Below are 13,820 nucleotides of genomic sequence, written 5' to 3' on the forward strand. Positions count from 1 at the left end.
GCCTGTAGCATCATGAAAGTGACAGACAGTATAGAAACGCTTTCCCGTTAGTAACTGTGCTTTTTATGCCATAACGACAAAAAAAGCTTATTGTCCTGCCACACTACGCTGGTGACGATTCATCAGCCAGAACACCGCTACGCCCGCCAGCACAATTCCAGGCGCCGAAGCTGCCATCACGCCGACGGTCCCGGTGCCCAGCGCCAGCATTTTTCCCGCCAGCAGCGGGCCGCTCATCGCCCCCAAGCGCCCTACTGCCACCGCGGTGCCAACGCCGGTGGCGCGGATTTCGGTGCGGTAGAACAGCGGCGCCAGCGCATAAAGCACGCTCTGCCCGCCGGTGGCGAACATCCCGGCCACGAAGCCTGCGGCCAGCATCATGCCGAACGAGCTGGCCGCACCAAGATAAATCAGCGATGCCAGCATGCCACAGTAGATCAGCAGCGACATTTTGATGGGGCTGAGTTTATCCATCAACGCCCCCAGCATCAGCGTACCGAGCGCCGCGCCGATTTGCAGGGCGAACATGACTCCGGCCGCCTGAGAACGGCTAAAACCCTGATCGACCAGCAGCATCGGCAGCCAGTTGATCAGCATGTAAACCACCAACAGCGTGAAGAAGTAGCACAACCACAACAGCAGCGTCGAAGAAGCGGTTCCGGAAGCGAAAATTGCCCGCAGCGGTGCGGGCGCCTCCTGCTGCTGGCTGCTGAACGCCTGTGACTCCGGCAGACGGAGCATCAGCAGCGGAACCAGTAACAGCGGCACCACGCCGCCGACCCAGAAGATCGTTTGCCACGCCTGCGTCAGGCCGCTAAAGCCCATCGCCGCCGCTAATGCCGCGCCAATCGGCACGCCGCAGTACATCAGGCTCACCGCCGTGCCGCGAAAACGCGGGCCTGCGGCTTCCGAAGTGAGCGCAATAAGGTTAGGCAGAGCGGCGCCTAAACCGGCCCCGGTCATAAAGCGGGCAAAGACCAGCGAGTGAAAATCCCACGCCAGCGCGGTGACGATGGAAAACAGACCAAACAGCACAACGGACCCCAACAGCACCTTCTTGCGCCCATGCCTGTCGGCGAGCATGCCACCGAACAATGCGCCCGGTAGCAAGCCGAGGATCCCGGCGCTGAAGATCCAGCCCATTTGCATTTTATCGAGTGAAAACGCCTGAGCGATGCCCACAGCGGCAATGCCCGCGGCCTGTAAATCCAGCCCTTCCATCAGGGCGACCAAAAAGCAAAGCCCGACGGTTTGCATCAGGCGAGCGGTGTTCGGCGGTGAGGAGACATGGGTAATATTCGACATAGTGCTACCTTCTGTAGAGTGCAGGTGTAAAGACGGCTGGTACATTGCCAGCCGCGTTTTTTTCTTTGCCATGCGTCCGGTCGATACATTGCCGACCGGATCGTTATCAGGCTTGCGCTTTCGCTTTCAGATCCAGCGCCACGTCGACGATCATATCTTCCTGACCGCCCACCATCCGGCGTTTGCCCAGTTCGACCAGAATATCTACCGCGCTCAGGCCGTAACGTGCGGCAGCCACTTCGCTGTGACGCAGGAAGCTGGAGTAAACACCGGCATAACCCAGCGCTAACGTCTCGCGATCGACGCGCACCGGACGGTCCTGCAATGGACGCACCAGATCGTCCGCCGCGGCCATCAATGCATACAGGTCGGTACCGTGCTCCCAGCCCTGCTTATCGGCCGCGGCGATAAATACCTCCAGCGGTGCGTTACCTGCCCCCGCGCCCATCCCCGCCAGGCTGGCGTCGATGCGGTCGCAGCCCTCTTCTACCGCCACCAGCGAGTTAGCGACGCCGAGGCTCAGGTTGTGATGCGCGTGCATACCGGTCTGGGTTTCCGGCTTCAATACCTCTTTCAGCGCGCGGAAGCGATCGCGGATGTCGTTCATGTTCATCGCGCCGCCGGAATCCACCACGTAGATGCAGGTCGCGCCGTAGCTTTCCATCAGCTTCGCCTGTTTTGCCAGGTTTTCCGGCGTTGTCATATGGCTCATCATCAGGAAACCCACGGTGTCCATACCCAGCTCACGGGCGTACGCAATGTGCTGTGCGGAAACGTCCGCTTCCGTACAGTGCGTCGCCACACGCACGACACGCGCCCCGGCCTGGTACGCATTTTTCAGATCGTGCAACGTCCCGATGCCCGGAATCAGCAGCGTGGCGATTTTGGCGTGCTGCACCACTTCCGCGGCGGCGGCAATCCACTCGATGTCGCTGTGCGCGCCGAAGCCATAGTTAAAGCTTGAGCCTTGCAGACCATCGCCGTGGGCCACTTCAATCGAGTCAACGCGCGCGTCGTCCAGCGCTTTAGCAATCTGGCGCATGTTATCGAGCGAATACTGATGACGAATCGCGTGCATGCCGTCGCGTAAGGTCACATCCGAGATATAGAGTTTTTTACCGTTCATGCGACTTCTCCTGCCACTTTCACCAGCGTTTCGGCCATTTTTTCTGCGGTCGACATTGCCGCAGAGGTCATGATGTCGAGGTTACCGGCGTAGGCCGGCAGATAGTGCGCCGCCCCTTCGACTTCCAGATAGACAGCGGTTTTCAGCCCGGAGAACTGCCCAACGCCCGGAATGTTGACCGGTTTATCCTGTGGAATCACTTCAAACTGGACTTTTTGTTTCAGTCGATAGCCCGGCACATAGGCCTGCACCGCCGCCGCCATCTCTTCAATCGACGCCTCAATCTCCGCCTGTGAAGCCGCTTCGCTCAGCACATAGACGGTGTCGCGCATCATGACCGGCGGCTCGGCCGGGTTGAGAATGATGATGGCTTTGCCTTTCGCCGCGCCGCCGACCACCTCAATCGCCTGCGAGGTCGTTTCGGTGAATTCGTCGATGTTAGCGCGCGTTCCCGGCCCGGCCGATTTACTGGAGATCGAGGCGATAATTTCCGCGTAGTGCACCTTCGCCACGCGTGAAACGGCGGCCACCATCGGGATGGTCGCCTGTCCGCCGCAGGTCACCATGTTGACGTTGCCCTGCGACAGATTTTTATCGAGGTTGACCACCGGCACGCAGTAAGGTCCGATGGCTGCTGGCGTCAGGTCAATCAGGCGAATCCCCGGTTTCGCCTTGCGCAACGCAGCGTCGTTTTTGACATGCGCGCCGGCGCTGGTGGCGTCGAAGACGATGTCGATGTCGGCAAACTCATCCATCGCCATTAAGCCGCTCACCCCTTCGTGGGTCGTGGCGACGCCCATTCGCGCGGCGCGGGCCAGACCATCGGAGTTCGGGTCGATCCCAACCATCACCGACATTTCCAGATGCTTGCCGTGGCGCAGGATTTTGATCATCAGGTCGGTGCCGATATTGCCGGAACCGATGATGGCGACTTTACATTTGCTCATGACTGACTTCCTTCTTGCTCTGAAAACGTCGCGGATACCGAGCCAATGCCCTCGATTACCGCCTCGAAACGATCGCCCGGCTTTATCGCCACCATCGGCCCCAGCGCGCCGGTGAGCACGATGTCACCCGAACGTAACGGCTCGCCCAGGCTGGCCATTTTGCGCGCCAGCCAGACGGCGGCGTTGAGCGGATGACCTAAGCATTCGCTCCCGCGACCGCTGGAAACTTGTTCATTGTTACGCGTCATGGTCATCGCGCAGTTTTTGAGATCCAGCGCGGCCGGACGCTGCGCCGGGCCGCCAACCACATACACGCCGCAGGAAGCGTTATCCGCCACGGTATCCACGAATTTGATTGACCAGTCACGCACGCGGCTGCCCACCACTTCCAGGGCCGGAACCACCCATTCGATGGCGTTGTACAACTCATCAAACGTGGTGTCGGCATGCGGCAGATCGCGCTTTAACACCAGCGCGATTTCCGCTTCAATTTTTGGCTGTAGAACGCGACCAAAGGGAATGGTTTCGTTATCGCCGTAACACATATCGGCAAACAGCGTACCGAAGTCCGGCTGGTCAACGCCCAACTGCTGCTGCACTTTCGGATGGGTTAACCCCACCTTACGCCCGACGATACGACGCCCTTGCGCCACCGCGTGCTCGACGTTAAGACGCTGAATGGCGTACGCCGCTTCCGCGTTATCAATACCAATCACCTCACGCAGCGGCTCAACAGCCACACCCGTCTGCTCGGCTTCACGCAATGCGGAAGCCAGCGAGGCCAGAGAATTTGTAGACATAGCGGCTCCTTATTGACGCGCGAGGAAGTTCAGCACCAGCTGGTTGAAGGCTTCCGCATGCTCCCACTGCGCCCAATGCCCGCAGTCGCGGTAAACGTGCAGTTCGGAACCGTTGATGCCGGAAAGCAGGCGCAGGCCCGCGTCCATCGGCACGAAACGATCGTTACGTCCCCATACCACCAGGGTCTGGGCCTTAATTTCCCCCAGACGCGGGCCGAAATCCGGGAACTGTTTCGGGTTGGCTTCCAGGCTCTTGATAAAGTTTTCCAGGTGATCGCGGCGCGACAGCATATTGTTCAGGCGCGCTTCAAACAGCGCCTCCGTCAGGTCGCTGGTGTCATAGACGAAAATACTCATCATTTTCTTGAGGTTTTCGATGGTCGGCTCACGGTACAGCCCGTTCAGCAGCTTGATACCTTCCGTCGGCATCGGGGTGAACAGGCTCATGCCGCCGGTGCCGCCGCCCATCAGTACCAGTTTGCCTACACGCTCAGGCCAGGTCAGGGTGAACGCCACAGCGCTGTGACCGCCCATTGAGTTCCCCAGCAGGTGAACTTTCTGGATATCTAACTGATCGACCACGCTTTTCAGAATGCGCGCATTCAGGTCAGAGCGAGAGCCGGTATTGACGATCGAATCGCTTTTGCCCCAGCCCGGGCAGTCCAGCAGGATCACGCGGTAGCCCGCTTCAACTAACGGGTCAATGTTGCGGCTAAAGTTGGCCCAGCCTGTGGCGCCCGGGCCTGAACCGTGCAGCAGTACGACCGTTTCATCGCCCTGACCGCAGTCGTTATAGTGAATGCGCAGCGTCTGTCCGGCTTCTTCAACGTTGAGGAAACGGCTGGTTGCGGCTTCGGTTTGAGGTTGATAGCTCATCATATTCTCCTGCTTAATCAATTCGTTGTGGTGGCGCTTAACGAGCCAAATCCGGCGATCCATTCAGGGATCGGGCGATAGTAACGGCCTTCCGTGCGGTAGCTGCCCATCGCGGAAAGCGTGGCGAACGCGGCGGCCCAGGTTTTCACTTCATGGGTCGATTTGCCGGCGATCGCGGAAAGTTCTTCATTGCTGATGGCGTCCAGTTCCGCCAGGCGGCCCTGCTCCAGCAGCGTCATAAACTGGTTGTCCCAAATCGGGTTCAGCGGATGCAGGGTTTTCTGGTCTTCCACAAAGCGTTCGGCAGCTTCAATCACGCGGCGCTGACGCAGTTCGCGCTCATCCGGCGGCAGTTGCTTGCCGCTGCCCAGCAGGCGGTCGCGCATATGGGCGTCGACTTTTGCCAGTTCAGGGACCGGCGGCTGATGCGACAGGCCGCCGGAGCCTAAAATCAGCACCCTTTTATTGAGCGTTGAGAGAAAACGGCCCATCGCTTCACCGAGCATGCGCGTGCGCTGGAAGCCCGGCAGCGGCGTGGCGACACCGTTGATAAACACCGGCAGCACCGGCACCTTGTCCAGCCCGCCGAGCAGCAGCTCCAGCGGCTGAGCAAACCCGTGATCGACCTGCATGCAGTAGGAGACGGCGAGATCGATGCCGCTTTTCATCACCGAATGGGCACAGGCTTCCGCCAGCTCCGTCGGGACCGGCAGCACGCCCGCGGCGGTGGAAAAATCGCCAATCGAGGTGGCGCCTACGCCTAAACAGAACGGGGGCATGACGTCATAGAAAAAGCCGTTGTAGTGATCCGGAGCGAACAACACCACCAGTTCGGGGTCAAACGCCGCAATACGCGCGCTGGCGGCGGCAATCACGCCGTCCACTTCATCCAGCACGTCCTGTGCCGGGTCGACATAGCCCACCAGCGGCGTGTGGGAGAGACAGTGGAGATAGGTATTCATCTCAGGCCACCTTTTCTTCATTAAGAGCCGATTCCACGCTCGTCAGCGCCATCACGTGAGCGAGCTGGTCAAGGGTTTTATTGAGGGTTTGCGGGATAGCCAGCGCGGCGACGAAACGGTCCGGACGCACCACCACCAGCGAAGCATTCTGCGCGGCAAACCAGGTTTTCAGGCGGTTCTGGGTATCGCCAAGGCGAATCACGCCGTCAAAATTGTCCTGCGGGGTACGAATCTGGACGTCCGGCACCACCTGGATAAAACAGGTTCCCAGCGCACGCCATTGCGCAATCTGACTCTCGCTCATCCCCCACAATGGGTTGCAGCCCCAGGCGATCACCGCGAACTTCGCGCCAATCACATCATCCAGCAGCACGACATCGCCGTTTTCGCGGGTCACTTTCGGTTGGATAAACATCTTGCCGACCGGAGACGCTTTCGCATCACCTTCCAGCAACAGCGCGCCTTCACGGTACTGTGGCATCGGCTTAAAGCGCATTTCGAGGAAGTAACGTTTCACCGGCGGAATGTAGTTCAGCAGCCAGGAGATACCGTCGCGTACGGTGCCATGCCAGCGTTTCGCCGGAGCCAGGACGTTACCGGCGGTTACGGAGAGATCGATCATCGCTTTGGCGTGGTCACGACGCTCTTGTTGATAGCTATCGAGCAGCGAATCACCCGCTTTGCCGTTCACCACCATCGCCAGTTTCCACGCCAGGTTAAAGGCATCGCGCATGCCGCTGTTGTAACCCTGCCCCTGCCACACCGGCATGATGTGGGCTGCGTCACCGGCCAGCAGGACGCGATCAACACGGAAGCGTTCGGCGATGCGCGCGTTGTGGGTGTAGACGCGCTGGCGGATCAGCTCTACGTTATCCGGGTCCGGCAGCACCTGACTGAGTAAGCGGCGCATGTTTGCCGGTTCGCTCAGCTGCGCTTCGGTTTCGCCCGGCATCACCATAAATTCAAAGCGACGTACGCCGTGCGGCAGCGCCGCCGAAACATAGGGGCGAACCGGGTCGCAGCACAGATAGATATGCGGCGTCGCCAGCGGGTCATTAGCGATGTCGATAACGATCCACTGGTTTGGTGCGGTTTTCCCTTCAAACGGCACGTTTAACGTGCGGCGGATAAAACTCGCGCCGCCGTCGCAGGCCACCAGCCAGTTCGCCTGCACGGTTTCACGTTCGCCATCCGGCCCTTTAAGATTGATCGTGACAGTGTCACCGTTTTGACTAAACGCTTCCAACTCGCGAGAGAACAGACAGCGGACGTTTGGAAAACGGCGCAGCCCCTGGTACATCACCTCATCCACCTGCGGTTGAATAAAGGCATTGCGGCGCGACCAGCCAAACTCGTCGGTCATCGGCTGAATGTCAGCAAAGCAGCGGCCTTTCGGTGTCAGAAAGCGCATAGCGTGCCACGGCGTGGTGTGCGGCAGCACTTTATCCACCAGCCCGACGGACTGCATGGTGCGCAGCGCTTCGTCATCAATACCGATGGCTCGCGGGTAGTCGATCAATTTATCCAGCTTCTCGACCACCAGCACCTCAACGCCCATCTGCCCCAGGTAATTGGCCATCATCAGCCCCACCGGGCCGGCGCCAGCAATAGCCACCTGAACCTGATGTTGAACGGCGGGTTGGATATCCGGATTGGATGTTGTCATTTTCAATACCTCACGACTCGGACCAGGCGCGTTTGTTGTGTTACAACACAAGCGCGCTTGTTAATTTGATGTAAAAATATTTTTATAATGAGCGCAGTATATGTCCGGGAATTTAGGCTACAATCAAAACAGACCAGGATGTGCACCAGGTGCACAACGTTGTTTTAGATATAAAAATGTCAGGAAATATGAAGAATAACGATGCGACCGATTACAAAACCGTGCGGGGTTTAACGCGGGGTTTATTGTTGCTGAATTTGTTAAATAAATTCGACGGAGGCGCGTCAACCGCGACGTTGGCGGAGTTTAGCGGCCTGCACCGTACCACCGTCAGAAGGCTGCTGGAGACCCTCCAGGAAGAGGGGTATGTGCGACGCAGTTTGTCAGATGATAGTTTCCGTTTGACGATGAAAGTGCGGCAGTTAAGTGAGGGATTTCGTGACGAACATTGGATTTCTGCACTTGCGACACCGTTACTTGGAGAATTATTGCGCGAGGTCATTTGGCCGACCGATTTAACCACGCTGGACGTCGACGCCATGGTGGTACGTGAAACAACCCACCGTTTTAGCCGCCTTTCCTTTCACCGTTCGATGGTGGGTCGCCGTCTGCCGTTGCTGCTGACCGCTTCCGGCTTGACCTGGCTAGCCTTTTCGCCGGAACACGAGCGTCAGCCCATTATTGAGATGCTGGCAGCGAGGCCGGAAGAGGAATACCAGTTGGCCCGTGAGCCGGATAAACTGCACGCGATTCTCGAGAAGACGCGCAAAAACGGCTACGGTTCAAACTTCCAGGGCTGGCAACTGGAGCAGAAAATCGCCTCTATCGCCGTACCGGTCCGTAGCCAGGAGCGCGTGATTGGCTGCCTGAACCTGGTGTATATCGCCAAAGCGATGACGATTGAACAGGCGGCGGAAAAACATCTGGCCGCTCTGCTGCGCGTTACCCGGCAGATTGAGGAGCGAATGGAAGAGGAAGAAATTTTTTATGAGCACCGTTAAACGCGGGATTTTCGCAGTTAACGTATAAGTGTTATCGCCGCAGCCGGGTTTTTCTTATCAGCCGTTGTTTCTACTATCCGGGTATTGCCAGTCCATACCCGGAGACATCATGAAAGCATTTGCGATTACCCGCGCAGCCACCAACGGCAGCAACATTGCGTATATCAACGAAATTACCCTCCCCGTCCCGCAGGCTCAGGGACATGACTTATTGGTAGAAATCAAGGCGATTTCCGTTAACCCCGTCGACACCAAAGTGCGTGCCGGTTTCTCTGCCGACACACCGCGTGTGCTGGGCTGGGACGCCGTTGGCGTGGTAAAAGCCGTGGGTAATGACGTCACCCTTTTTGCCCCTGGCGATGAAGTCTGGTACGCCGGCGCGTTAGGCCGCCCCGGCAGCAACAGCGAATTCCAGTTAGTTGATGAGCGTATTGTCGCGTTAAAACCACGCTCGCTGGATAACGCGTCTGCCGCCGCGCTACCGCTGACCGCCATCACCGCATGGGAGCTGCTGTTCGACCGATTGGGCGTAACACGCGACGGTAACGAAGGCGATACGCTGCTGATCGTCGGCGCGGCAGGCGGTGTGGGTTCCATTCTGACCCAGCTAGCCAGCAAGCTGACCAAAATGACCGTCATCGGTACGGCCTCACGTCCGGCAAGCCAGCAGTGGGTTCGCGAAGCCGGTGCGCATCACGTGATTGATCACAGCAAACCGCTAAGCGAAGAGCTGGCGCGTATTGGCGTCAAAGAAGTGACCCACGTTGCCAGCCTGAACAATACCGAGGCGCATTATTTATCACTGATCGCCGCGCTGGCCCCGCAGGGCAAACTGGCGCTGATTGACGATCCGCAAAGCCTTGATGTGGTGCCCTTGAAGCTGAAAAGCATTTCGCTGCATTGGGAGTTTATGTTTACTCGTTCCATGTTTGAAACCCGCGACATGATTGCCCAGCATCAATTGCTGTCTGAAGTGGCGACGTTAATTGATAACCAGGTGATTAAAACCACGCTCGGCGAGCATTACGGCGCGATCACCGCCGAAAATCTGCAAAAAGCGCACGCACAGCTGGAAACCGGTCGTGCGGTCGGGAAAATTGTGCTGGAGGGGTTTTAAGATGATTTCCATTATTGCGGTGCTGAAAGCGCGCCCTGGTAAAACGGAATCCTTGCGCGACGCGCTGAAAGCGCTGTTGCTGCCCACACGTCAGGAGCCCGGCAATCTCGACTATACGCTCTTTCAACTGCGTGATGAACCAGAGACGTTTTACATGCGGGAATCGTGGCGAGATGAGGCGGCGCTGGAGGAACATATTGCGTTGCCGCACTTTCAGGCTTTTATTGGGCAGATGGAGAGCCTGTTGGCGGAACCGCTACGGCTGGATTACTTAACGCCGATTGAGGCTGACTAACGATGAATATGCACTCTCTTCTGAAGAAGAGAGTGCATCGTCTTACACTACGGCGGTCGTCAACCGCGAGGAGCAGCAGAGCTGCCCCTGCTCGTCAAAGATCTCAATTTGCCAGACCTGATGGCGACGCCCGGCATGCAGTGCTTTACACACTCCCCGTACTCGCCCGCTGCGGACAGAACGAATATGGTTAGCGTTAACCTCCAGCCCGACCACACGCTGCTCGCCTTCAGTACACAGGTACCCGGCAACAGAGCCCAACGTTTCGGCCAGCACGACAGATGCGCCGCCGTGCAGCAGGCCAAACGGTTGATGCGTGCGGCTATCCACCGGCATCGTCGCTTCCAGCGCATCGTCCCCCAGGTGCGTAAACTGAATATCCAGCAGCCCCACCATATTACCTTCGCCCATGGCGTTAAGCGCCTCAAGCGTGGTTTGCCGTCTCCAGATCATCCGATAATCTCCAGTAAAGCCTGTAATGGATGGCGCACGCCGTTACCCTCAACGCGCTTAACCTGACTGCGGCACGAGTAACCTGTTGCCAGGCAGCGATTGCGCGGAAGGCGCTGCATCGCCTGCTGCCACGACAATTCGTAGATCCCCAGCGAATTAGCGTGGTTCTTCACCTCGTGGCCGTAGGTTCCCGCCATACCACAGCAGCCCACGCTGACGTTTTCCAGCGTCGCGCCAAAGCGGGCGAAGATTGTCGCCCACTGCTTCGGCGCCGTCGGCAGCGCGGTCACTTCGGTACAGTGACCAAACAGATACCAGGACTCACCCGATGGCGACACGCTTTCACGTTGCTCCACCGCCTGCGGCAGCCATTCGTGCACCAGCATAACGTTGAAGTCGCCGCGCTGGTCGCCCAGCACCTGCTTGTACTCGTCGCGATAACACAGCACCAACGCCGGGTCGACGCCCACCATCGGCATCCCGAGCGCCGCAACACGGTTCAGATAATCCGCCGTTTTCTGCGCGGTTTTGGTAAAGCGAGTGACGAAGCCCTTAATATGCTGCGCCTTACCGTTCGGAGAGAACGGTAGCAGCACCGGCTGATAGCCGAGTTTATCAATCAGGCGAACAAAATCGGCCACCACCTGCGCGTCGTAGTAGCTGGTGAACGGATCCTGCACCACCAGCACGGTTTGCGCTTTTTGTTCCGGCGTCAACGTTTCCAGCTGTTCGAGCGTCATGTTGGCCGAGCGATGGGTAACCATCTGTTTTTGCAACGATGGCGCGGAAAGCAGCGGTAAATCGACCATGCCGATGTGTTTTTCCGACAGCTTGCGCACCAGCGGTTGGCTCATAAAGAAGTTAAAGGTCTTCGGCGCGCGGGCCATCAGCGGAGCATAGCTTTCGACCGTTGCCACCAGATGATCGCGCACCGGGCGTAGATAACGGGTGTGATAAAGCTGAAGGAAACGTGAACGGAACTCCGGCACGTCGATTTTAATCGGACACTGAGTTGAGCAGGCTTTACAGGCAAGACAGCCTGACATCGCCTCTTTCACCTCATGAGAGAAGTCATATTCGCCCTTACGCGCGTGCCAGCTGTTGCGCGTGCGCTCAACCAACGAACGCAGGCTGGCGCGTTTCTCCGGCAGCTCTCTTTCCAGTAACAACGGGTCAACGCCGCGATCCGCCAGCAGACGCAACCACTCGCGCACCAGCGTGGCGCGGCCTTTCGGCGAGTGCATGCGGTTATTGGTGATTTTCATCGACGGGCACATCGGGCTTTTGGCATCGAAGTTGAAGCACAGGCCGTTGCCGTTACACTCCATCGCGCCGCGCCAGGATGAACGCACGGTCACCGGGATTTGTCGGTCGTAGGTGCCGCGTTTCACCGCATCCACCTTCATCATCGGGGCATCTACGCCTTCCGGCGGACAAATTTTGCCAGGGTTAAGGCGGTTTTCAGGGTCAAAGGCCGCCTTCACTTTGCGCAGCTCAGCGTACAACTGCTCGCCGAAGAAAGCCGGGCTGTATTCCGCACGGAAACCTTTTCCGTGCTCGCCCCACAGCAGACCGCCATATTTAGCCGTCAGCGCCACCACTTCGTCGGAAATCTGCTTCATCAGCACTTCCTGCTGCGGGTCGCACATATCCAGCGCCGGACGGACGTGCAGCACGCCCGCGTCGACGTGGCCAAACATACCGTAGCTCAGGCCATGGCTATCGAGTAGCGCGCGGAATTCCACAATATAGTCGGCGAGATGCTCTGGCGGCACGCAGGTGTCTTCAGCAAACGGGATCGGCTTAGCCGCCCCTTTGGCGTTACCCAGCAGGCCTACCGCTTTTTTACGCATAGCGTAAATACGCTCGATGCCGTCCAGCTCGTTACAACGCTGCCAGCCAATCAGCCCACCTTCATTGTGTGCAATCAGTTCATCCAGACGTGCACACAGCGCGCTGACCTGGCCTTCAATCAACGCTTCATCGTCGCCAGAGAACTCAACGATATTGAGCCCGAGCATCTCTTTATCGGGAACGTCAGTAATCAGCTCACTCACCGAATGCCAGACGATATCTTCCCGCGCCAGGTTCAAGACCTTCGAATCGACGGTTTCAACCGACAGGGCGCGCGCTTCCACCATAAAGGGCGCATTGCGCAGCGCGGAGTCAAAGGAGTCATACTTAATATTGACCAACCGACGAACCTTCGGCAGCGGCGTAATATCGAGCCGCGCTTCGGTAATGAACGCCAGCGTGCCTTCCGAACCGGTGAGAATACGGGTCAGGTCAAACTCAGTCATCTCATCGTTAAAAACGTGGCGCAGGTCATAACCGGTGAGAAAGCGGTTCAGTTTCGGGAATTTGTCGAGGATCAGCTGACGGTTGTCGCGACAGCGTTCAAAGACGGTGCGGTAAATACGCCCCGCTGCCGACTGCTCTTTGGCTAACGTCTCGGCCAGCGCGACCGGCACCGGCTGCGTATCGAGAATATCGCCTCCCAACAGCACGGCGCGCACGCCCAGCACGTGGTCGGAGGTTTTGCCGTACACCAGCGACCCCTGTCCGGAGGCATCGGTATTGATCATCCCGCCCAGCGTCGCGCGGTTGCTGGTCGACAGCTCCGGGGAGAAGAAATAACCGTAGGGTTTCAGGTACTGGTTAAGCTGATCCTTAATCACGCCCGCTTCCACGCGCACCCAGCCCTCTTCAGGGTTGATTTCAATGATGCGGTTCATATAACGGGACATGTCGATAATAATGCCCTGATTCAGCGCCTGGCCGTTGGTGCCAGTGCCGCCACCGCGCGGGGTGAAAACCAGGGATTGAAAGCGTTCTTCTGCCGCCAGACGAGCCAGCAGCGCGACATCCGCCGTGGAGCGCGGGAACACTACCGCATCGGGAAGAAGCTGGTAGATACTGTTATCGGTCGCCATCGTTAGCCTGTCGGCATAGCGGGTGGCGGTATCGCCGGTAAAGCCTTGTTGCTCCAGTGCCTGCAAATAATTCAACACCAGCTGAACTACGCCAGGTGCCTGAGAAATCTGTGGGATCATTACGTTTGACCCTTTCTGAATGTTGTGTTGTACGCACAGGGTCCGCCGGTTTGCGCTCAGGCGGCACACTGTGGATAGATAATTAATCGTTTGCGTCGTGCCGTTATCGTTTTATCACATTTTTTTCTTATACGCCCGGGAGTTTTTGTCGCAGAATCAGCGCCGGGAATTTATTGATATTATTATCAATGAACGATTTACGCTGCGTCAGCGCTCTGA

Annotated in this window: 12 protein-coding genes; 3 read left to right on the forward strand and 9 right to left on the reverse strand. The window is 57.9% G+C overall.

Annotation, left to right across the window (positions count from 1 at the left end; translation table 11 throughout):
- Nucleotides 1-87: 87 nt before the first annotated feature.
- The 7 genes from mhpT to ACW14G_RS00860 all read right to left on the reverse strand — a co-directional run bounded on the left by mhpT (nt 88) and on the right by ACW14G_RS00860 (nt 7,682).
- Nucleotides 88-1,305 (reverse strand): 3-(3-hydroxy-phenyl)propionate transporter MhpT, encoded by a 1,218-nt coding sequence (gene mhpT / locus ACW14G_RS00830; RefSeq protein WP_249023211.1) that lies wholly within the window; start codon nt 1,303-1,305, stop codon nt 88-90.
- A gap of 106 nt (nt 1,306-1,411) precedes the next feature.
- Nucleotides 1,412-2,431, reverse strand: a complete 1,020-nt coding sequence (gene mhpE, locus ACW14G_RS00835; RefSeq protein ID WP_249023210.1) for a 4-hydroxy-2-oxovalerate aldolase — start codon at nt 2,429-2,431, stop codon at nt 1,412-1,414.
- Nucleotides 2,428-3,378, reverse strand: coding sequence for an acetaldehyde dehydrogenase (mhpF, locus tag ACW14G_RS00840; RefSeq protein ID WP_223802699.1), 951 nt, complete (start codon nt 3,376-3,378; stop codon nt 2,428-2,430). Before mhpF ends, mhpE begins: the two co-directional genes overlap by 4 nt.
- The gene (gene mhpD / locus ACW14G_RS00845; protein ID WP_249023209.1) at nt 3,375-4,178 is read right to left on the reverse strand and encodes a 2-keto-4-pentenoate hydratase; all 804 of its coding nucleotides are present in this window, start codon (nt 4,176-4,178) and stop codon (nt 3,375-3,377) included. The genes mhpF and mhpD overlap by 4 nt, the downstream gene beginning before the upstream one ends.
- Before the next feature lie 9 nt (nt 4,179-4,187).
- Nucleotides 4,188-5,054: a 2-hydroxy-6-oxonona-2,4-dienedioate hydrolase gene (gene mhpC / locus ACW14G_RS00850; RefSeq protein ID WP_064545153.1), complete on the reverse strand. Its 867-nt coding sequence runs from the start codon at nt 5,052-5,054 to the stop codon at nt 4,188-4,190.
- A 17-nt stretch (nt 5,055-5,071) separates the two neighbouring features.
- On the reverse strand, nt 5,072-6,016 hold the full coding sequence (gene mhpB / locus ACW14G_RS00855; RefSeq protein WP_163446489.1) for a 2,3-dihydroxyphenylpropionate/2,3-dihydroxicinnamic acid 1,2-dioxygenase: 945 nt from the start codon (nt 6,014-6,016) through the stop codon (nt 5,072-5,074).
- A 1-nt stretch (nt 6,017) separates the two neighbouring features.
- The gene (locus ACW14G_RS00860; protein WP_249023208.1) at nt 6,018-7,682 is read right to left on the reverse strand and encodes a bifunctional 3-(3-hydroxy-phenyl)propionate/3-hydroxycinnamic acid hydroxylase; all 1,665 of its coding nucleotides are present in this window, start codon (nt 7,680-7,682) and stop codon (nt 6,018-6,020) included.
- Nucleotides 7,683-7,870: 188 nt separating this feature from the next.
- On the opposite strand from ACW14G_RS00860, the gene ACW14G_RS00865 reads away from it, so the two are divergent.
- The 3 genes from ACW14G_RS00865 (at nt 7,871) to ACW14G_RS00875 (ending at nt 10,095) form a co-directional block, all read left to right on the forward strand.
- Nucleotides 7,871-8,683, forward strand: a complete 813-nt coding sequence (locus ACW14G_RS00865; RefSeq protein WP_249023207.1) for a DNA-binding transcriptional regulator — start codon at nt 7,871-7,873, stop codon at nt 8,681-8,683.
- A gap of 109 nt (nt 8,684-8,792) precedes the next feature.
- Nucleotides 8,793-9,800 (forward strand): zinc-binding alcohol dehydrogenase family protein, encoded by a 1,008-nt coding sequence (locus tag ACW14G_RS00870; RefSeq protein ID WP_249023206.1) that lies wholly within the window; start codon nt 8,793-8,795, stop codon nt 9,798-9,800.
- A gap of 1 nt (nt 9,801) precedes the next feature.
- On the forward strand, nt 9,802-10,095 hold the full coding sequence (locus ACW14G_RS00875) for a putative quinol monooxygenase (RefSeq protein ID WP_163446493.1): 294 nt from the start codon (nt 9,802-9,804) through the stop codon (nt 10,093-10,095).
- A 42-nt stretch (nt 10,096-10,137) separates the two neighbouring features.
- Here the strand turns inward: ACW14G_RS00875 and menI are convergent, their stop codons facing one another.
- Nucleotides 10,138-10,548, reverse strand: a complete 411-nt coding sequence (menI, locus tag ACW14G_RS00880) for a 1,4-dihydroxy-2-naphthoyl-CoA hydrolase (protein WP_163446494.1) — start codon at nt 10,546-10,548, stop codon at nt 10,138-10,140.
- Complete coding sequence (gene ydiJ / locus ACW14G_RS00885; RefSeq protein ID WP_249023205.1) at nt 10,545-13,601, reverse strand: D-2-hydroxyglutarate dehydrogenase YdiJ; 3,057 nt, start codon at nt 13,599-13,601, stop codon at nt 10,545-10,547. Before ydiJ ends, menI begins: the two co-directional genes overlap by 4 nt.
- Nucleotides 13,602-13,820 lie beyond the last annotated feature (219 nt).

It is taken from the genome of Kluyvera sp. (genome assembly GCF_965301105.1).